General features: G+C 38.8%; 2 protein-coding genes. Both read left to right on the top strand.

Annotated features, from left to right (window positions below; all coding sequences use genetic code 11):
* Positions 1–116: 116 nt before the first annotated feature.
* Complete coding sequence (locus tag HR060_RS15305; RefSeq protein WP_174201169.1) at positions 117–23,924, top strand: putative Ig domain-containing protein; 23,808 nt, start codon at positions 117–119, stop codon at positions 23,922–23,924.
* 2 nt (positions 23,925–23,926) lie between these two features.
* Entirely contained in the window at positions 23,927–24,451 is a 525-nt protein-coding gene (locus tag HR060_RS15300; protein WP_174201168.1) for a hypothetical protein, read from the top strand.
* The last annotated feature ends 297 nt before the right edge of the window (positions 24,452–24,748 follow it).

The following is a 24,748-nucleotide window of genomic DNA, read 5'->3' as shown; positions in this document are numbered from 1 at the left end:
GATTTACATTTTGCAATGAATGTATATGTATTGAAATAAAATTATACATCCCCGTTTAGCGGATTAATGGAATAAAAATTAACTGTAGTTAATAAGTTAATAGTGAGAATAATAATATGGCGACTGTAATTTCTGGCGAGCAACTTGGACTTTTCAATGCAAATCAACATGGCAACTTAGGCGGTTTTGGTATGTTGGGCCGAAGTGGTGAAGGTGTTTATACTAACGTTGCTTCCGGTAACCTAATCATTCAACGACAAGATGATATTTTGAAAGGTTTAGGAATTGATGCATCTTTGCTAAGAACTTACAACAGCCAAGGAAGTTTTGATGGTGATAATAACGATAATTGGCGTTTAGGGTTCAATAAAAACCTATCACTAACTGGAAATGTAAATAGTGAAGGGAGCTCAATTACCAGAACAACTGCTGACGGTGCAGCTCAGGTTTTTGTCTGGGACTCAAGCAAGCAAAGTTACATCAGCTCAGATGGTAAGGGAGCTCATGACTCGATCACTTTCAAAAACGACTTGTATCAATTCCAAGAGGGTAGCTCGTTAACAACAGAGCAATATAACGTCGCTGGTAAGCTCATCAATATTCTTGATGAAGATGGTAAAGGTGTACATTTAACTTATGATGTTAACGGGTTTATAGATCAAGCGCTTGTCGATCAAGTAAGTGCACAACAAATTATCGATTTTGATTATGACGGCGACTTACTTCAAGGATACAGTATTAAAGAAGATGGAGTCCTGACTGAGTCGGTTATATACACATACGATAACCACAAACGTTTAGAAACGATTGTGGTTGATCTCACTCCTACTATTATTGTAGATAACATACTTGGTGTTAAAGAGAGTCGGGATGGAAAAATATATGTTACACGCTATGAGTACCATGATGATACAAACAAAGTAAGTAAACTTTTCTTAAATGATAAGTTAACACAATCCTTTGAATATCATCCTGACGGTAAACTAGCTTCTATTACCGATTCAGAAAATCAGGCCATTAGTTATACTTATCCTAGCGCTTTAGAAACACGGGTTACTATCGGTAACTCAATAAATATTTATCGCTTTAATGCCAACAAAGAGTTACTTACACATCACATCAAAGAATCAACTACTGCTGAGAAACTAGTTGTTCGTTATAGCTATGACAATCAAGGTAATGTCTTGTCAATGCAAGACGGAGAAAACCGAAAAATTGAATATGCTTATGATGAGATGGGTAATCGAACTCACGAAAGGGATGATGTAGGCAATACTGTCATAAAAAGCTATAACAGCTTAAATCAATTAACCCAAACGCATAGCTTACTTTCAAGTCTGGCCACCGCGCTGGAAACTATCCAACCAGATTCTGATACTGAGACAACACACTTTATTTACGACAATAATGGCTATCAGCAAAGATTCCAAGTCAGCACGGATGGAAGAGTTTTAGAAAATGTATTTAACAACTTTGGCCAGTTAGCGGAGCAGAAACAGTACATAGCTAAATATGATGTGACTGAAGGTATATCTTTATTACAATTAGAGACTTGGGCTCTAGGCGATCATCAACTAACAAAATTTACTTATGATTTGAGAGGACAGTTAGATAGTTCAACTCAATATCAAGAATTAAATGGTCAAGGTGAAACATACAAAACAAGTTATGTTTATGATCAAAGAGGGCGTTTACTGCAACAAGTTAGTCCCAAGGGTGAAAAAACAACTGACGAGCTTGATCACGTAACTCAATTTGTGTACGACACGCTTGGTCGATTAACACAAACTATTGATGCCGAGGGCAACAGTACTTCAATTCAATATCAAGATAGTCAGCAACGTATTATTACCATCAAAGATGCTGGCATGTCTGCAAGTAGGCAAGCATCAATTACAACAGAATTAGTCGATTTAGTTGGACGAACAACGAGCATAGCTCGAGGTAAAAATGAAGTCCTCAATAGTGACTTTGGTACGCAATATTCTGCTTATAATGATGAAGGGCAAGTCATTGCCACATTGGATGAGCATTATCAGCCAACTTTTTATTTTTATGATGATAAAAACCAACTTGCTTATACTGTTGATAGCGAACAAAAAGTTACTGGTTTTGAATATGATCAAGCAGGCAATCTACTTAAAACTACTCGTTTTGCAAAGCTCAACGATCTTAGATTAGGCACTGTTGACTTATACGATAATAAGAGTCGTCTTGCTTATCAATTGAACCCTCTTACTGGTCAAGTTCTAGAAAATCAGTTTGATGTTAATGATGTTATAACTGGTTCGAATGAGATTGATGCGTCAGCTATCCAACTTTCTTCTCTGACTAATGCCTCTGTCAGTAATTTAATAACAACTGCCAGCTTCGCGTCTGCCTTAGATAAAACAGATAATCAAAATAGGGTTGCTCAAACATTTTATGATGATGCGAACCGTCAGCAATTTAGTTTAGATGCTGAAGGCTATGTAACAGAGTACATCTATGATGAACATAATCGTCTGGTTTTAACTAAAGCCTATGAAAATGCGAATGTATTATCCATTACAGGAGATACAGCTACGTTAGTCCCATCTCCTGGGTCATATCGCTTTGAAAGAAATATTTATACTCAGGACGGTTTAATAGCCGCACAGGTCGATAGTGCTGGTTATATTACTGAGTATGAATACGATGGTGCTGGCAACAAAATCAGAGAAACGGTATATAACAGGGCTGTCACAACTAATCCTGAACAAGCTTCATTATCAGCTTTAAAAGCTGAGGTTCATACAATCATAGCGAATGAAGAGGCACAAGGTTTAGTAACCAGTAAAGCGATTTACAATCAATACTGGACCTATGATGGGCGAGGTCAAGTTAAAGCCGAAATTAATTCTGATAACCAAGTTACCAGTTATCAATATGACGAGAATGGAAATTTAAAAAAATCTACTCAATACAATGACTTAATTGTTAATTATAACGGTGGTGAAATTGCTGTACCGACCACTAATACCGAGCAAAATCGCGTTACCCTTTATCAATATGATGAATTAAATCGTTTATTAGAAAAAACAACACCTGATGGGCTAGTTATAAACTATCGATATGATAGAGCCGGTAACCTTATCCTCACCCAGCAACAAGATGTAAACACACCAGAAACTAATCGAACACAACGATGGCAATATGATGAAAGGGGGCTGTTGATTGGAGAATTAGATGGTGAAGAAGTCGGCCAACTTAGCTCAGAAGATGCCATTCAAGCCGCTTTTGAAACTAATGGAAATCGTTATACATATGATAACTTAGGCCGAAGAACATCTGTTACTGATGCTGAAGATCGAACAAGCTACTTTTATTACAACAAGCTTGGTCAATTAAAAGCGGTCATAAACCATTTTGGTAATGTGGTCAGCTATGAATATAACAACTTTGGTGAGCAATCTAGAGTTAATCAATATCAAAAAAAATTACCGACCAATGCGCTAAGCAACCAAGTGTTAACTGGTGGTGACTTCAGCGATATCATAGGCTGGTTAAACAACAACGTCTCTCATCCGCTGACTACTACTAATTTTTACACCGCTCGAGGTTTAATCGAGAGAAGTGTTACCGCCGCAGATGTTGAAACAAGTTATGATTACAACGCTTTTGGAGAAATAAAAAGTGTCAATGTTGGTCAATTTGGTTTCAATACTCCACAAGAAAAAACGGTATACGAGTACGACAAACGTGGCTCTATCACAGGTAAGTTCCTTGACGGTTTAAGCTCTTCTATTTTTGTTGCGACAGAATATGATGCCTTCAAACGTTTAACTAAAGAAATTGATGCCGAAGGTAATATCACTGAATACTTGTACACTAATGACCCTGAGGGGCGAAAAGTTGTGACGAGTTTAACCGGTTTTAATATCAACAACACTCAAAGTCAGAAGCAAAGTACCGTTACCACTTATGATGCATTTAACCGAGTTACCGAAACTAACAACCAATTAGGCCATAAAACTCAATTTACATATAACGACTCACAAAGAAAGCATACAAGAACAACGGCAGAGGGTATTGAATACACGACCATCTTTAATGCCTTTGGTGAAATTCAATCAATGCAAGTGGGTAATAACACCACTCAATACGAATACGATTTAAATGGGGCCTTATTAAAAACAAAAACTAATGGCGACGTAGTTGAAGAAAATAAATATGACGCCAATGGTCGTTTGGAAGAATACATTGATGGTGAAAACCGTTCCATTGAATATAAAGAGCAAACCTACATTGAAAATGGCAAAGAGCTAGGCAAAGAAACAATTGTTACTCAGTCGGTAACAGATAGCTCAGGAAATATCCAAGAATTAAAAACCATAATTCGTGAAAATGGTGCAGGGCTTGTCGTATTTGAGCAAGATGAAAGCGGTCAAACAACAGATTTTATCTACAATGCTGGTCGTCTTGAATACCAAATTACTGCAAAGGGAACTCAAGATGAGCAAGTAACCCATTTTAGTTATGACGATGTCGGTAATATTGCCAAGAAAACTGCTGGTTATGGTACAGAAAGCGCACTTGTAACTGAATATCGTTACGACAACTTAGGTCGCATGATCCTACAATCTCAAGGTGAAATCTCTCAAGATAAAAGTGTTTCAGCTATTCAATATCAGTATGATGATAATGGTAATGTCATAAGTGAGACCACCGGCTCCATTTCTATTGATACAAACACAGCTAATGAAAACTTTGTTGCTCAATATCAAACGCGCTCTATTTATGATGAAAACAGACAATTAATCTATAAATTAGACTCAGATAATAGCCTAACTCAATTTATTTATGATAATGCGCGCCAGCAGATAGCTGTGCGTCAGTTCGCCTCTTTTATGCCTGACTCGATCGCTTTCACAAGTGCAGATATTGAGGCTTGGACATTAAATCAATCTTCAAGAACGAGCTACAATGCTTATGATAAAGATGGTCGTTTAACCGCACAAATCGCATCGGATGGTGCAATTAAGCTATTAAGCTATAACGCGGAAAATAAAGTCCAAGAAAAAATTGAGTATATAAACACGGTAGCCATCCCAAGTAATTTGTTGGAACAACTTAAAGTTGGGGATTTATCCGCTATTGATAGTTTAGGTAGTGGTCCATATCAAGCGACATCCACACTGTATGATGCAAAAGGCAATGCGATATACAGCTTGCAAAAAACAGATGATGGCAAAGCTATCGTTAAAGCAACAGAATATGACTCTAGCAACCGAGTTACAAGCACCACAACCTACGCTACCTTAGAAGTTGATTACTCAACGGATGAAAATACATTTGTTCCCCATACTATTGGAACACTCGAAGATGCATTAGTTGGCGCCTACGCAACAAACGATTCTCGCAATCAGACTAGCCAATTATTCTATGACGAGGCGGGGCGATTACGCTTTACGCGAAATGCCGATGAATCAGTCAATGAGATCCAATATTTCGCTAACGGACAAATACAAACCGAAATCAACCATGGTGAATTGACACTTAGCGCAGGATTATCATATTCAGCTTTAGTTGATGCTGCAACCAGTAGCAATGCTGAGCAAAAAGTTGTTTATCAATACAACGACGCAGGACAACTAGTCAGCCAAGAGGATGGATTAGGCAATACTGAATCTTGGACGTATTACGACAATGGCTTAAAGTCGAGTTACACAGATAAAAACCAGCAAACTTGGCATTATAGTTATGATGAAGCAGGTCGTTTAGCTGAAGAAATTGGACCAAAAGTTAAGCATAGTAACTACCGAACAAATGATGGAACACTCGCTACTTTTGAGGCGCACAATGTTACTGCCTATAAATATGATAGCTCAGGTAATATAGATGAGCAGAGAGTCGGCCTCAAAACAAACCTAGACAGCGCTACTTGGTATAACGGTTTTGTTTCAAACTTCTTTGGATACGATGATGCAGGGCGCCAAAATAGAACAGAAGCTCCCAATGATAATGACACTAAAGCGTTAATTAGTGATGTTAAATACGATGCACTGGGCCAGGCTTTTTATCAAAAAATAATATCAGACAATGGCGTAGTAGAAGAGTCTTATAAAATCTATGACGCGCTAGGGCGTGTTGCCTACGAAGTTGATGCCGAACGTTATGTTACGGGTTACCAGTACGATGCACTCGGTCAACGCACATCAATGACCCGTTATGCTAACAAAGCTACAGGCTTACTCTCTAAAGACGCGTCAACAAGTATTAACGACTTTAGATCTAAATTTAATGAATCAGTAAATGACCGTAAAATCGAGTATAAATACGACGATTTAGGCCGTCTATTGAGTATGATTCAACCTGAAATTGAATTTTACACAAACCCTAACAGTAGTTCGACTGGATCACCAACAACAGATTACGTTTACGATAGTTTTGGGCAAGTAGTTGAAACTCATGTTCACACAGGGTTAACGGATTCACAGGGCCAAGCTGATAACCAGGTGACTTATCACTACTATGATGTAATGGGAAGAAAAACCCTGGAAGTTAATCCAGAGGGGTATGTGTCCAAGTGGGTTTATAATGATCTTGGACAAGTTGAAAGTTACATCGAGTATGCAAAACAACTTGATGTAACTAAGATAACCAGTGATTTTCCACCGTCTGTTTTAAGAGCGTCAGACCAAACACAAGACCGTGTCTGGAGTTACACTTATGACGCTTTAGGACGTCAAGAGACATCCACTCAATATAGCTATTTTATTTCAAGTCGAGATAGTAATGGTATCAGTACTGATTACGATGAGTTAACAACCACTACAGAATATGATGCACTAGGTAATATTACCAAGATTACAAGTGCAGACGGTACAGAACTAACTCAAGAATACGATGCTTTATCGCGATTAATCACAACTATAGAAGCACAAAGATCTACAATCACAAATGCTTCTGAGTTGATTAATGATGGTATTAAACAGAGCAATGCACAAGGCCAACTTATTCAACACAAAGTGACTCAATTTAAATATGATTCACGTGGTAATCAAGTAGAAATAAGGCAGCTTAATAATGGTACTGCAACCAACACCCCAAGTGGTTTCGTATTTGCTGAAAGTAATGATGATATTGTTCAACAGTTTAAATACGATTTACGCGGAAACATTATTGAATCAAAAGACTCTAACGGAGTCAAAACAGAATACGAGCTTGATCATCGTGGGCGTATTCTCTCAGAAATAACACCATACACCGACCTAAGTAACTTATCTCAATATTTAACAATTAACATGAACGTTGAATATATCAACAGAGGCCAGTCTGTTGGTGTTGTAACTGAAGCTTTAAGTTATGATCGGTTAGTTGATGGCTTTGTTTTTGATGTACTACTTGGAAAAATAATTGGGAAAATAAGCGAAAATGTCTTAGAAAGCGTTTTTCCTAATCATGATGCTAATGCTATTTCATACACCTATGATATCGAATTAACGGTTGGACAGAATGGCCCCCAAATTAGCCTGTTTGGTAACTCTGACGACCAAAGGCCTATGGACGTACCTGAGTCATTTATTACTGCTTTAAACTCAAAGTTACCGAAGGCGTATACTAATCGATCTTATGAATATGATAAAAATGGTAATCAAATTGCCTCCCACATTTACAGAGATGGTTATGATGCTTTTAGCGGTGAGACAGGCCAATCTGTTCTATGGGATCAAGCAAGTTATGCTGTTTACAATTCATTTGGAGAATTAAGTTACAAAGGAAATGAGCGCTTCAGTGATAGTGACTATGAATTATACCAAGAAAAATATAAGTTCGATAATGCGGGGAGGCTTATTGAATCAATAGATGCCAGTGGTATCAAAAAGAGCTTTGGATATGATTTGGTAGGTAATCTCATATATGTTAATGATGTTGCTCAAGGTTTATCAAGTTTTGCTTATAATAAAATAGGCCAAGCAGAGACAAAAGTGAGCCCATCATTTGTTCAAGAAACAAATCTAGCTGATTACTCTTATGATATTGAAAGCGTTCAATTAATTGAGTATATACAATACGATCGTTGGAATAATGTAACGCAGCATGTAAAAGCTTCAACTATATCAAGTGACTCCACAACTACAAAATACGAATATAACCACAGCAACCAAGTTGTAAAAGAAATACATCCATCTGTAAAACTTACAACACCTCATAGTGATGGTTGGTCTTATCACAAACCAACATTCCAAAATTATTATGATGAAATGGGGAGACTGATTGCATCAAAAGATGCAAATGGTAACTATCGATACAATGTTTATAACGGCGCTGGTCAATTATCGTCGTCGACTGATGCCACAGGTGTGACTATACATTATGGCTATGATGTTTACGGAAGACAAATAGCTGAACAACAAGGCAATGATGAAGTTAATAGATACATCACATACAGAGAGCTTGACGCAAAGGGCAATGTCTTATCTGCAAACGATTTTACAGACGATCAAAATGGAAACACAGTATTAAGGCAAATACATAGATCAATATACAATGAGCTTGGGCAGCAAGTTCGTCGAATTGATGCAAAAGGCAATATTTACAGATTTTGGTATGACCAAGATGGAAACTTAACACGTTCAGAAACGCCAGACGGCATGATAAAAAGTTATGCATGGGATGAAATGGGCCGAAAATCGGCTGAATATTTCGGTGAGTTAGGCAATAAGGACCTTGATAAAGGTCTTGGCATAAAAACTTGGCTGTATGACAGTTACAATAACAGCTTAATTAAGAAAACCGATTTGTCAGATCGTGTTTGGAATTATTTATACGAAGATAATGGCGAATTCACAGGTCGATTATCAGAGGTACAGGTTGAAGATACAAGCTATAAAAATTACAGCTATTACGACAATGGTCAAATTAAATCCATATCCGGTAATGAAACTATTTCGTATGCTGGGGAATCTGTAACGCCTTACATAAATTACCGATATGATGAAATGGGACGTGTGATTGAAGAGCGAAATGTCAGCTTTGATTCATTACACAATATTATTGATGAAACAACAAAAACAAATTATGACGCGTTAGGCCGCATAACTAAGGTTACTGTAAGAGATAATATTACTGACTCTACGAAAGTAATGTTTGATTATACATATGATTTAATGGGTAACCGTACAAGTGTTGATGTTAAAAACCTATACACCGGAAATATTAAAGTAGATGAGAACCAAGCACCAGAAGCGGTAAAACAACAAGTTAATTTCATATTAAAACCACTTAAAACAACATTGTTGAGTTTTCCATTGAGTGAGCTATTTATTGATCCAAATGGCGACTTAATTGACATTGCTTTATACAATAACGGAGCTTTGGTAAATCCAGATTCAGGTTTCATCAACTATTATCAAGATTCAACAAAAACAAATCTATACATAGAAATCAACGCACCAATTGATATTGAAGATAAAGTTCAATTTTATCAAAATCTTACTATTAGAGCGACCGATATAAATCGCGATGATTTAGAAGATGATACAAGAGGCTTGACTTCTGAAATACCAGTCAAGTTGAGTGTTTATAATAATAATCAAGCTCAGACAACCATCGAAACAAATGATATTTTTGCTGATTTGTATGTTGGCCAACCATTCCTAATACGTTTCGATCCTAATGATTACTTTATTGATGTTGACGGTGATGATTTAACGTTCTCATTGTTAATTGAACAAGGTGATAACCTGACTGATTTTATAGAATATGGTATAGACAACAATAACTTAGGATATATCAAAACTCTTCCCGGTGCAGTTATCCCTAAAGGTACTACAACACCGAGTTTACAATTCAATCTAACCGCCAGTGACGGTTATTCGCAAAGTGAACCACTAAAGCTACATTATAATTTGCATGATCTGTATTTTAACTACCCTGAGGGTGGTTTAAATTTGATTCAGACAGAGGGTTTGGGGTTAGACCTATTTAATAACGACTATTTCCCTAATCAAGTTAATCCACCGACTTTCAAAATACTATCGGATTTAAGTTCATTACCGGTCAGATTTTTCGATGGAAAGTTAGAGGTAGATCCTTCCAAAATAGATCCGACACAAAAGCTCATCAACCCCACTTTTATTGAAGTTGAAGCCGAAGTTGATGGTCAGGTTGTTGTTGATGTCGTCGATATTAATATTTACCTAGAGCCGATTGTACCACTTTATCAGCAACCACTAAAAATGGATGCGAGAAAGCAGTTAAACAGTTTCGCTATCCCAGCATTTTATGATCCAAGTAGTAGCATAGTAGATTACGATATTTTGGGTTTACCAAGTGGAGTTGACTTCTATTTTGAACCTAACCTTAATCAACTCGTTCTAACTGGAGTACCAGTAACTTCGACAAAAAGTGAACTTGAAAATATTCAAATCATATCAAGAGATATTAATGGTGCGGTCAAAACGGCTGATATTAGTTATCTTGTTGTGATGGATACGATTAAGTTAGATTCAGGCAACCCAGTGAGGTTAGACAAGATATTCAATATAGATATTCTGAATGATGACTTTACTGTTACCCTAAAAAGCTCTGGTAGGTGGATGAACATTTATCAAGCACCTGTATTAGACAAAAATGGTGACATAGAGCTAGATGAAAACAATATTCCAATTCAAACTTGGTGGTTAGATCTTTCAGAGGTCTACCGAGGTAATGCCACTGAAGGAAGCATTATCGTAAGTGTTACCCAAAATGGCATTTCTTTTGACGAAACACTTGATATTGAGCTCAACTACTCACCTAATGATAATCTTCCCGAGATCATACTTGTCGAGGCTGTTGACGGTGAAAATGATCCAATTTCAGATGGTCCTGACGCCTATAATTTCTTTACTCACACTTTTGATTTTAGTGATATCGATATAAACGATTCCTTGACCTTTAACTATCAATTCGATGGTGATCCACAAGAGTTAACTATTAGCGAATTGAGGCTTTTAGCACCTTGGCTACATATCACTGAAGACAGGTTAAGTGGACAGGTTGTTATCAAAAACACTGCAAATATACCTGTAGAATTCATAAGAAAAGAAAAGCCTTACTATATCAATGTAATTGCTAGAGATAAAAATAGTGCTAAAGGCACAGGTGAATTAGCTATACAAGTGGATCCTGAATTCAAATGGAGTGAACAACTAAACTTATTAGATGTTCAGTCACTTGAACAAGGTAATAAATTTGAATTGAGTAAATTTATCTATCAAGCAGATGGGTACGATTTACTCGATGAGAATAGTCAATATAACGTGTTCTATTACGATTCAAATATTGGGGACTATATTCGAATCGGTAGTGATACATATGAAACACCAGTACTCTTAAATCCGGATACAGGCGATTTAACTGTAAACAATAATTATGATGGTCCAGTAGAGCAACTTAAGCTTGCTGTCAGAGCTAATCGTATAGAGCATGAAAATTCCACTTTAGTAAGAGAGGGCTTGGATAGAACCCCCATTTCTAAATATTTCCTATTGGATATAGACTACAAGCCACAATTATTATCTGATGTTCAGCAACCTAAACTTGAAGCGACTAAAAAGTTCAATGATATTGAAGTCTTATTCAAAGATCGTAACAACGACACGCCCAATAATTTAGTCGACAGTGTAACTAACTTTCCGATCAGTAATTTTGAATTCAAGTTTACTGATAAAAAAGGGACAGTAATTGAACAGCCATCTTGGCTTGGTTATGAGTACACTGATTTGGCTGGTGGTATTACAAAGTTAACTATTAAAGCTGTCTCAGAACCCCCAATTTCACAAGCAGACCTCAATAATAATGTTATTAACATTAGAGTAGTGGCAAAAAGTGGTAATTTAGAAAGCCCAGAAGCTTTAGTGAGTATGACTTTTGAAAAGCCCTACGAATGGGAAACGTTGCCAACTAATCTGGGTACAATAAGATATCAACAAAGTATTAATATTAGCACGCACCTCTATCGCTCCGGGGCTGATAGCTACAATCTGGATAGTTTATCCTATTACGATAAATCTATAGGTCAGTGGAAATCAGCCGAACCAGATATTATTACAATTGATGGAAAAGGGAACATACACTTCAATCGAAGAACAGGCAGCATTGAGGAAATTCGTTTCAAACCTGTTGCGCACTGGGGGAGTGAAGGAAAGTCAACTAGCTTAGCCAGAACAGAATGGGTAACCCTTAATTTAGATTACCCTCTTCGTGCATTCAGTACAAGTACCCCAGAATGGGAGATAGATGCTGATAATTCAGGTAAAACCCTCGAAATAATATTGAGTGATAGTAACGCCAATGTATCGGATATTTATAAGGATACAGTTAGTGCCAACTATAGCTATAAATACGAGACGAATTTACGATCTGGTGATTATGAGGTAAGACGTAATAGCAACGTAATACAAGTCAATCCGAAACAGCCTTTTAGCTCATCTAAAGGAACATACTATTTCAAGGTTATTGATCGATATACCAATAATACAGTTACTACTGCATCTATAGTTATTGTTGAGGCGGAGCCAGATGATAATACAAGCCCTGGGACAGGTCCAAACACCAATACAATTCCTGAATTAACATTAATAGAAAATTCAAGCTCCTCTTTTAACTTGGAAAACAACGAAGTATCACCGGCCGTTTATTTTAAATTAGAGGATACGCTGCTCGAAGGAGAGAAGATTCATTTTGAAGTACGCGCGGATCCTGAAATTACGTTACCTAACTTAAGTCCAGGTTCGATAGGTGAAAATATTAGGACCTTAACTATACCTGAGCAGACATTCACAAATGTTGGTGTATATAGCTTTGAGATTCGTGGTTACGATGAACTAAAAGGTGACAAGTCAAGAACAACAGATTGGATCAAGGTAACCTACAATGTTACAGATAACCCCAACCCCATGCCTGAAATTTCTGCTGATTTCTACGTCAATGATAAACCTTTAGCTCAAAATCAAGCCTATAAAACTGGTGATATAGTTAAAGTCAAAGTAGAGATTAAAGACAAAAAGCAAGTTGGTGATGGATTGATTTATTCCTCAGAAAATATACCAGTTTGGCTTAATCAGATAAATACATCGACTACTGATAATTCAACTAAAACAATTACCTTAGAATACGAAGGTGTTATTCCAGATGACGCGTCAAACTCCTTTGAGATGGTGTTTGATGTAACAGATGGTGAAAATGAGATTAAAAAGACCTTTACACAAAGCATCGCAGGAAGCGATACCTCATATGATCCGATTCAATTTAACAAAGCATTGAACTACACCACAGTTGGCGGTCCTCACGAAGAAAAAATAAATAAGATACTTGAAGACAGTGGCTTGGCAAATGAAGAGATAGCGTCTTTTAAATGGGAAATTGCACCAGATGAAAGTTTTGTTAAGTATGATGAAAAGAAACAAGTTTTAATTTTTAACTTAAATAAGCCTGAATTTGTTAAAAAACATACATTTAATGCCAAAGTCACATTTGAGTCTAAAAAATCAGTAAATATTGAATTTACAATTGATGTTTATAACCTCTTTCAGGAAGGGGACAATACTAAGAAGTCTTTAGAGGTTACTGAAGGGAAGCAATTAAATGAAAATGACTTATTTGTTGAATTTAAAGATATTGGTCATTTCCCAACCTTGTCTTATGAAGAAGATAAACTGCCAAAAGGTTTAAAACTGGTTCATAAGACCTATACAGATGGCGATTACTCTGTTGCCAGATTGAGCGTTGTAGGAACGGCAGAACTTTCCTCAGGAGGCTTTAAATTGCCTATCAGTGCAACTAGCGATGATTCTGATAATGATGGAAAAATTATTAAGAGTACAGACCTAGAGCTTAAAGTTTTACCCCTACAAGTTGATTCTCCATATGTCAAGTTTGTCAAAGGTCAATCTCAAATGCCAGCCGAAGGTGGGCTAGTTCTTACAGGGGGGCGTGTTTCTGGAGATGGCTTAATCTATTTACAGCAACAAGACAATCAGCCAACAATAATTAACTTGATTTATAAAGGTGAATATAGTGGTAATGTACTTTCAAATCTGTTCAGCCTAAAAGCTTATATAAACAATAGATATGAGGGGCTTGCTGATGAGTATTCTTATGAACTGCAGTTTGACCCTGAAAAAGTACCTACAGGTCTTTATACTTTTGAAGTTTCAGGACAATCGGCTTCAGCATTTCCAAATCTTAATAAGGTAAGTGATAAATATCGTTTATACATTACCTCGAGCGATACAGAGTCAACAAGCACTACAAGCACTACTCAAAAACTCACAATATTTAACGACAGCAATTACGATATTGTGACGACAAATACTTCACCTGTCTCATTTAACTTATCAAGTTATCTAGCGCCATCCAATACAAATTCGTTAGTAGGTTTACCTGAAGGGCTTTCTTTTGACCCTATGACGAATAACATTGTTGGGCAAGCTTTACCTGGTACAGAAGGCCAATATGAATTGAATGTCGAGACATTTGATGAAAATAATCAGCCTCGTATTATAGCGTTAAATATGATGGTTAGTGTGAGTGATGATTTGCCGTTACCTGAATATACTCAGGCTGACATTAATATATTAGAGAATACAGCCGTTGAAATACCTCTAAAACCGTTAAATGGTATTGATCCACTGACCTTAAATTACACATTTGATGGTTTACCACAAGGCTTTAGTTATGATCCAACTATATCCGCTTTTGTCGGTACATTAGCGACGGGTACACGAGGTGATTACCCTGTCGAGGTGGTTGTAACTGACTTGTGGGGTAATACTACATCTGCACAATTTAACATTACTGTGGGTGCGAATGCAGTTCCAATTGCACCTCAAATGGACGATATAGCGATAAAAGTTGAGCAGTACTTTGCCCAGCCGTTACCTTATTTTAATGATGATGCAAACGATGTACTCAGTTATCAAGTATTCGGCTTACCAGAGGGTGTAAGCTATAACAAGCACAACCATGCGTTAGTCGGCACACCCACGCAAAGTAGTGAAGGCGATTATCTTATTCATCTTGTAGCCAAAGATTTAATGGGTAACCAAAGTGCTACCTCGTTCAGATTAGCGGTTCAGGGCAACAGTGCGCCAAACGCACCAGAAGAATTATCGGTCATCAATACGCCTCAGGGGCAGTATTTTAGTCAGGTTTTACCTGCCTTTACCGATGCCGAAAATGACTTTATCAATTATGAATTAGTAGCCGTAAATGAGTTAGGACAAACAACTGAACTACCGAATGGTATTTACTTTGATAAGCAAACTCGCACGATTTGGGGGACACCTAGATATCCTGTTCACGGAGACTTTACCCTGAGCTATCAAGCCACCGATTCGGTAGGGAACACTAATCAGGTTGAATTTACGTTAACAATAGAAGATGCACCACAGGCTACAATTGTCGATTTAGGTGAATACCAGGCTTATAGCCGCACATTCTTCTATTTACTGTCACCTGAGCTCAATCAAGCTGCACAGCAAGGCGCTACTTTTGAAGTGCTCAGTATGCCTGACGGTCTGAGTTTAAATGCTGATACTGGTGAAATTTACGGTGAGCCTATCACTGTCAGTAATACTACTCAGCGCATGCAAGTGATGGCTAAAGATGCGCAGGGCGTTGAAACTTGGTATCAGTTAAATATAGATGTTGATGCGGGCCAAGTACTTAAAGCTAAGCCTATGGATAATCAATATTTAGTGGAAGGCCAATATACAAGCTTTGAGCTATTACCGGCTAAGAACCAAGATAACTTATATGCTTATATTAATTACAAAGTGATTGAAAAACCAAGTTGGTTAAACTTCTCTTCATGGAATAAAACCTTCTCTGGAACCCCACCACTGGTCACAGGTGGTAGTGGTCAGCACCAGTTTGGTGCCGAGAAGGTGGTCATCGAAGCAACTGATGGTACAAGCGGAAAACAAGTTGAAATTGCTTTTGATGTTGTGACTATGCCATACAATTCTGCTCCATCTAGTCGACCTATTGGCGATCAGTACATAGAAACACAGCAAGCAGTTGCTATTGATTTACAGCAGTACTTCAATGATGCAGAAAATGATGCCTTAACTTACACAGCCAATGTATTAATCGATGATTATAGTGGTGATACACGCGTATTACCTTTACCGCAAGGCTTAACAATAAACCCTGCCACGGGTGAGCTATCGGGTATGCTGACTCAGCCAGGGAATTATCGCATCCAAGTGACAGCACAAGATGCGTTTATCCCAGTAAGCCAAGAGTTTATGCTCAAGGTTAATCAGCCGCCACAGCTACCTGCACAATCTGACCAGCAGTTGTATACCAATAGTCGAGTTAATATTTCACTATTAAACGCAACCGACTTTGAAGATACTCAAGCGCTCACTTACGAGATATCGGGTTTACCTAAGGGGTTAACTTTTTATCCAGACACGCTTAACATTCGCGGTTATTTAGCTGAGAATTCACAAGGCTTTTATAACGTCAGCTTAACGGCAATTGATTCACAGGGCGGACAAACTACTCAAGTCTTTAGCTTAAATGTATTGCGTAACCAAGCACCTGTTGTCCCTAATGTTGATATTATCGATTTAAAAGCCGGAGACAGCCTAAACCAGCAAGTTGCGTTCATTGATTACGAGGGCGATCAATTAGCGGTAGCAGTATCGGGTTTACCTGATTGGGCATGGTATGACAGTGTCAGTCAAACGCTGTATGGCAATGTACCAGCACAAGGGCAAGGGCAATATCCAGTTTGGTTAACCGCAACCGATGCCCAAGGTAATCAAACCATTCACCGTATTGTACTGAATGTTGATAACTTAGTGGGTGTGACGCGTATAGCGACACAAGTTGAACAAACTTTTAATTATACAATCGATAGCCTACCTAACGGTGTTGATCCACAGGAAGTCACCTCAGTAACGGTTAATGGTTTACCTGAAAACTTCAGCTATAACCCAGCTACAGGGCAAATTGAAGGACGTGCATCAACAGAGCAAGTGGGTAATTACCGCCTAGAGGTGATAACTGAACTAGTGGGTGAAGTGCGTTTTAGTGAATCTCTGCAACTGGTTATCAGTAACGAGACAGTTAAAAATGACTTCAGTGATTTTGATCAACTCGCAGCGGATAATCTAGCCAATAAATTGCCAGAGCTTTTGCCAATGCAAGCGAAAGAGTATGAATTTATGCATGTGCGTATTCCGGGCTTGGCAAGGCAGGCCGATCCGGCTACGGGTGATGTGATCCAATTTGAGCTAACCAACCTGCCTCAAGGTTTATATTTCGATCCAGCGCAGGGGATCATCCAAGGCATGCCAGCCAAAGGCAGTGCGGGTAATTACCAAGTCACCTTAATTGCTTCAAACCAATTAGGTCAGCAAGTTAATTCAGAATTGGTACTGACAATCAACGCTAATAATACGGTCTTGGCACCTGCTGTCGACCCTATTATGCATCATGAGCAAGCAGTGATGAGCTTAACCTTACCTGCGTTTATCGATCCTGAAGGCGAAATACCAGTGCATACCTTAACAGGTTTACCACAGGGCCTGTATTTTGATGCCGATACCCGCACGATAGGTGGTAAGGTTATTGAGCAAGACTTACCGTCTAGTCGCTACACATTGACATACGGTGCAACCGATAGCCATGGTAATCACAGCGAAGTAGAATTTGAATTAACCATTATCCGTGGTGCGATGCCAATTGAAGATTTGGCTACATGGAAAACAAAAGGTGATTTTGCCTTTGAAACTAAGGTATACAGCCAAAATAAAGTTGATAAAGCGCAAGTAGATACTTGGGTTGCCCAAGCACTAGTTGATGCCAAAACTCAGGGGATTGATGTACCTGATTTAGCAGGCTTGAAACTTAAAGTGGAAGGTTTACCAGAGGGCATCACTTTTTATGGTAATGGTGACCCAACGGCTGATTGGGGGCAAATAGATTGGGATAACTACTTATCTCAAGAGCCAACAGAAACCAACCCTTGGGATACTAAAGGTTGGGACATCAATGGTACGCCAACATATCGTGACGGTGGCTATAACGAAATTAAATGGGTCTTGTACCGTGACGCGTCAACAGAAAGTTGGCAAACCCCAGTTGAAGCTTTTGAGTTAGTCATTCAAGAACAACAAGTCTATGTTCAAGAAGACAAACGCTATGGTTATTGGCAAGAAAACGTGCAAGCTGATTACTATGGTAAAGAGTTTGAAACGCTACCTAAGTTATTGCCAAGCACTGATGAGATTGCGCCTTGGGTTGAATCGGCACTGGCTGAAGTCAACCAAAATCAGGGTAGCCAGTTCACAAACGATCAAGTCGATATCCGTATTGATGGCCTACCAGAGGGTATGTCTTTTGATATTACTTGGGAATGGGAGCACTGGGAAATTAAACACTTCTGGACTCATAACAAAGGCTACGTGTTACAGCCTGGTATGTATAACTTAGAAGCGGTGATTTATAGCAAAAATCAAAATGCCGAAGGCGCATTTGAGCAAGTTGCGCAAGCATTTACTGTTTTTGTAGGGCCAAATGAAGCCCCAGAAGGAGAAGTGGGTCAGCACTGGTTTACCGCAGGGCAAACTGAGACAGAACTCTTTATGCCACACATCGACACTGAAAACGATGAGTTATTGTACGAACTAGTTGATACCGTCGATGAAGACGGTAATCGAACGGTCAAACCGAATTGGTTGCAACTATTTAGTTATGAAAATAACCCTAATGGTGAGCTGAAATTAAAAGCTAATAACCCACCGGCAAGTGCGATTGGCGATCACACCATTACACTCGAAGTAAAAGACCTTAAAGGTCATATCGAATTCAAAACCTTTACGGTTACAGTATTTGATGGTAGTGCTTCACCTGTTGCTAAAGCGATTGAGCCTATCAATCAACAAACCGAACAAGACTTTATGGTTAATGGCGCTGCTTACTTTACATCGGGCAACCCATTAACGTATCAAGCTTATATGGTGACGCAAGATGTGCTCGGTAACGACATTATGATGCCATTACCTAAAGGCGTGTCATTTGATAGCGATACTGGCGTATTACAAGGGAAGATATTGCAACCGGGGCAATACCAATTGGCCATTGTTGCTAGTGATAACTGGAACCAAAGTGCCAGAACCGATGTAGTGGTTAATATTAATCAGCCGCCGCGTTCGATTGGTTTAGCTAACCAATATATTAGTACTGATGTCGATAGCTTATTTATGCTTGCGCCATTTACTGACTATGAAGGTGATATTCTAGACTACCAAGTGACGGGCTTACCAAAAGGTTTAACCTTTGATCCTCAGACGATGCTAGTGCAAGGTCAAGTTAGTTTTGGCAATGAGGGCCAATACACGATTCAAGTAACCGCTACAGATAGCCAAGGTGCTCAAAGTACCGATAGCTTTACCCTCAATGTATTGAGAAACCAAGGGCCACAGGCGCCAAGTATCGCACCTGTACTTAATTTAGTTGATGGTGAGCGATGGCAACAATCGGTTCACTTCTTCGATCAAGAAGGTGATAGCTTAGACTATCAAGTCATCGGGTTACCGGATTGGGCTAGTTTTGATCCAGACAGTCATTCAATCAAAGCACACCCTCCAGAAGATACTAACGGTACCTGGGATATCTTTGTACAAGTGACTGACCAATACGGTCGTCAGGCCAGTATTGAAACCACATTACGGGTAAGTGGTATTCAGGCCGATAAACAAACCCGTATTGAAGTACCAAGCCAAACGCTAAATTACGGTGATGATTTTTATCTTGATACCCATGCATTATTGCCAGCTTGGGGACACTTTATTAATTTTGAAACATTAATTAAAAATGAAAAAGGTCAATTCCAAGCGTTATCGAATCACAGTGCTAATAACTGGTTAACCAATAATGATGGCGTGTTATCGGGGACACCTGGTATTGACGATATCCCTGTGATCCCGATGCAATTTAAAGTGATTGCCGACGATGGTTTAGGCAATAAAGCCATTATTGAATTTACATTAGATATCAACGGACCCGTTGCGGTACCACAATCGACCATAGAGGCCGTCAGTGGAGAGCGTCAAGTTATCCAGTTGAGCAAGCTGTTCCGCGGTATGGACGTATCAAGCTATGAATATCGCATTATCCCTGTCGATGCAGACGGTAATGATTTACCGCTTATAGAAGCAGAGCTTCCTGAGGTTAAACGTTTTAATGCCCAGTCAGGTCGTTTGGAGCTGCAATTAGTAGAGGGTATTTTAGGTAATTTCCGTATTGAGGCTACAGCAATCGGCGACACGGTAATTGAAGAACCTGTAGCTGAAATCCGTGCTTTAGCTGCACCAATGATGATGGCATTTACTTCTCCAACACCTCTATCTGCAAGTACAGATACATTATTAGATACTTCAAATGATAAGCCTATAGTGAATGCTAGTGTATTGATAAATATAGACAATGAAGCTAGCACTGAAAATTATGCATATAAATACGATGCAGCGGGTAGAGTGGTATTAGAGACGGTTGAACAAAACAACTTTGATGGAACGCGTTTCGATAGAGAAACAGCTTATGTCTACGATGATTTAGGTAGGCAATCCCTTGAAGTTGATGTCACGAATAATGGCTTCGGTGGGTCGTATCAAGGTAGCATATTGTCTTATGACTACAACAAAGATGGCACTATTGCCAAGTTATCAAAGGCATATACAAGTGAGCTCAACAACTTTAACAATTTAATCGAAAGTCGTTTTAGTATTAATGATGGTGTGGCTGAATTCGACACAGAAGGATTAAATTGGTCATCTCTAATGCAATATAAATATGATGCTCTTGGTAAAGTAACAACCCAGTTAGAATTTTTTGATGTTGCTCAAGAACATACATTTAAGAGTAAAGCCAAAGGCCAATTAGTTGACTCATTAAAAGGTGTACAAACCTTTAAATATACAAACTCTGGTCAATTAGAGGTGGTTAAAAACTGGCAAAGGAAATCAGAGAATTTATTACCATCAAGTTTAGACAATTACTTTACTAGCAATATTTTACCAGAGGATTTGCAAGTTGATGATTATAGAGTTGTAGACAGTAATTATTATTACGACCAGCAAAATGGCTTGCTATCAAGGCAAACTAATCGTTCTTATCAAGAAGATGGGAGCCGAGTAGTACAGGCACTTACCTACATGTATCAAGGATTCGATAACTATCAACAGAGTACAGTTAAATCTGACTCTAGCCAAAAGCACTATCGTGATGCCTATAGTTATTACTACTATGACTTAGAGGGAAATCAAATTGCCCAGCTTAGCCAGAAAGTAGATAAAGACCAAAAAGCTGATGGTTATAATGCTGCTTATTATCAATATGACTTAATGGGCAATATCCGCGGTAAGCGAACAGGTTCTCAATCTTCTGTATCGCACAGAGCCGAAACTCAGGGTAGAGTAAATGATATTATTGAACAAATGGAGCATATTAACCTTACTGATAAAGAAAGGTTCCGATTAACATCGGGTATTCATGGCAAACCTAATTTTGAGGAGCGCGTTCAAGCACAAGCCCACTATGCTTATGCTGGTGGTAATACTTACTCAGGCGAATTTAAAAACAGTGGTGAAATTAACGTTAGGGATACTTTATTTAATCCAATAGATAAAGACACGGTTAATTCAACCCAAACGTATACTACGCAAGGCGGTGAAACCTTACAAAACCTAGCGCAAATGTTCTTAGGTGATAAAGACCAGTGGTACATTATTGCTGCGCTTAATGGCTTAGAAAGCCCAGATGAGCCACTCGAACAAGGTAAAGTGTTGCATATTCCTAGCCAAACGACGGCCGCGAATGATAGCGACAGCTTTAACCCAATTAACTTAGGCGAAGTGATGGAAAACTATATTCCAGAAAACGCCTTTGTACCGCCACCGCAAGAAGGTTGTAATGCAGTGGCTACCATCATTATGGTGGCAGTCACTGTAGTTGCTACAGTTTATACGGCTGGTCTTGCAGCAGGTTATTCAGGTGCAGCTGCCTTTGGTGGTGGTTTAGGTGTACTTGGTGGAGGCGCTGCTGCCGCGGTTGGTAGTCTCGGAGGTGCTATTGGGCTTTCTACTGCAAGTGCTGGTTTATTGGCTGCAGGTGTTGGTGGTTTTGTTGGTTCGGTCGCAGGACAACTTGCAGGTAAAGCCGTTGGTGCAATTGACTCCTTTAGCTTAAAAGATGCGTTGTCATCAGGTTTAACCTCTGCTGCTACGGCGGGTATGGGCTCTGTGTTGCAGGGCTCAGATGCTGCAATGTTGTTTAAAGATGGCGCAAATGCAACAAAAAATGCAGCGACTGGCTTAAAGACGCTTTCAAATACGGGTAAAGCGATTATGGGCGCAACAGGCGCAATAAGTAGTGTTGCGGCTAATAAATTGGTGGGTAACAAGGCAAGCTTTAATTGGGCAAATGTAGCTGCATCGAGTATTGCAAGTGCGGCGACGGGGAATACTGGCCTACCGGGGCTTGATAGTAACGGTGTAGGTATTGAAGGCGTTATTGATGGTACAGTCGCAGGGTTAGCCAGTGCGGGTATTAGCTATGGCGTGAAAAAAGCTTTTGGTGAAGATACCAGCTGGAACTTTGATAATGTCGCATTGGATGCGTTTGGCAATGCAGTGGGTAATGCCATTGTGGCGGGTGAAGCTAAGTCGTATAATGATAGACAAAAGCTTCGAGCTGAGTCTGGTAATGCAACATTAGATGGTGCTTATCGGGGTATGCAACGTAATGCAGTAGAGCGCCAATTTGATAGCCAAGCATTACTTTTGGGACAAAATGCTTCACGTGCAATCACCAACCAAGCCGCTGATGACATCAATGTCGATATGCAAAAAGAGATGGCTAATTTTGTTGATACACAACAACGCCAAATCACAAATGATACCCAAGCACGTTTCAACAGTGATGAAATTGCAAGAGCGAATGTTAATAGTGCCTTGATGCAGAATTCTCGTAATTTAAGCCAAGAGTACTATAACGATTTAGCCAATAAACAAGCGAGCCTTGCTTCAGTAGGTGGTGATAGCGAGTGGTTCTATCGTAATACGTTTAATCCAAATCCGGGCTTTGATGAGTTGAGCTTGTTGCCAAATAGTAATTATGATTTAGAGGCTAATATTGCTAACAACACCGCATGGCAATCATCGCCAGATATGGAGCAAGTATTAGCAGATTCATTACAATGGAATGAGGCTAGATCATATGGTCCTTGGCGAGATGGTTATTTCTTTGCACCTGATAGCCCTTCAAAAGGAGCTTGGTCGTACACTAAAGATGTATTATCAGGATCATTTGATTATCTAATGAACTTAGATAAACCATTGAGCAAAACTTTTGATGTTCTAACTTTAGCTCACCTTAAAGATGCGCCTATAAAGTCTAATACCCTCTCTCTTGGTGGTGTTGGTATCTTTAGAGGTATCTTAGGCGGTAGTGGAAATATCAACTTTGGTGTGCAAAGTAATGGAGTTTTAGGCTTGGCCTTATCTAAAGATGGTTTTGTTCAAGCAAGTGAACAGCATTTTAAAGAAGGAATATATGAGATTGGAGTCGATGCCGCATTGCAAAGTTGGAGCAGTGTTACCAATTCTGCAACGCTTGAAGATATCTTTACTGGGTACTCTACTCATACTGATTATGACCTTACAGCCTTTAAATATGACATTGGCTGGCAAGAGTCTACAGCGTGGGCAGATAAGCCATTTTCATCTCCAACTCTTGCCGAAGGTTCAGGCCCAAGGCTTGGGGTTGATTTATTTGGTCGTAGCGACAAAAAACTATTCCCATTCGAAGCATCTAAAGGTATTGGTCATCAAATAGGTAATGAAATTAATACCTATGATGCTGGAGTTTTAGGCCGTTGGTTGTATTGGTTTACGAGGTAACCATGATTTATGACGTTTTAGCAGAAAGTGAAATGTGGGAAACCTTTAGGTTGGTGTTATCACCAGCCTTGGGGCTATTTTATTACTTCTTTTTACCTAAGTTAAAGATTAATTTAGAAGGGCATAAAGTTAAAGTTCTTAATGTGTTTATTGCTGTTTGGGTTATAGGGATCTTTTTAAGTTACCTAAATGCGGTTGAGAGAAATCAAGAATTAAATGTTCTGAAGCTCAAGCTTAACGAGAGTCTACATCAATCTGTTCAGGGGGTTATTCGAACGGATAAATACAATAACGATGGTTTAGATCGATTTACAATTGATGAACAGAGCTTTTTTAGGATACTACCGCATAAGCAAATCCCCCAGCATGGCTGTTGGAAAAAATTTGTCACTAAACAAGTTGAGCTGGATGGAAAGCGGGTGAAAATGGATTTTATCAACTTTCCTAAATCTGTCTATCCTCCCTTTGAAATGGGTAGTGAGAAAGTTGACCAAATCTGTATTTTAAGATTTGAGATAATCGAGTAGCCCATTTTTGATAATCGATGAATATATAACTAAATGAACTCTGGGGTCAGGTCTTTCATTTTGCATGAGATTTGTAACTCTGGGGTCAGGTCTTTCATTTTGCATTCGGTTGAGATTGGTGAATGAGTCTTGTTGGTTTTATTGGATTGTGCTGGCTTTTAAACAGCTAGCCGCTCCTTTTAATACAACTAAGCCCGATCACCTTTGACCAGTAACTCTGGGGTCACCCATTAAGAAGCCGTTGTAAAGAAGACGAACGGATTTTTTGATTGTTTCAGGATGAAAAAATCAATAAAT

It is taken from the genome of Marinifaba aquimaris, assembly GCF_013328345.1.
Lineage (GTDB): Bacteria > Pseudomonadota > Gammaproteobacteria > Enterobacterales > Alteromonadaceae > Marinifaba > Marinifaba aquimaris.
This window is presented reverse-complemented; position numbering and strand designations above follow the sequence as displayed.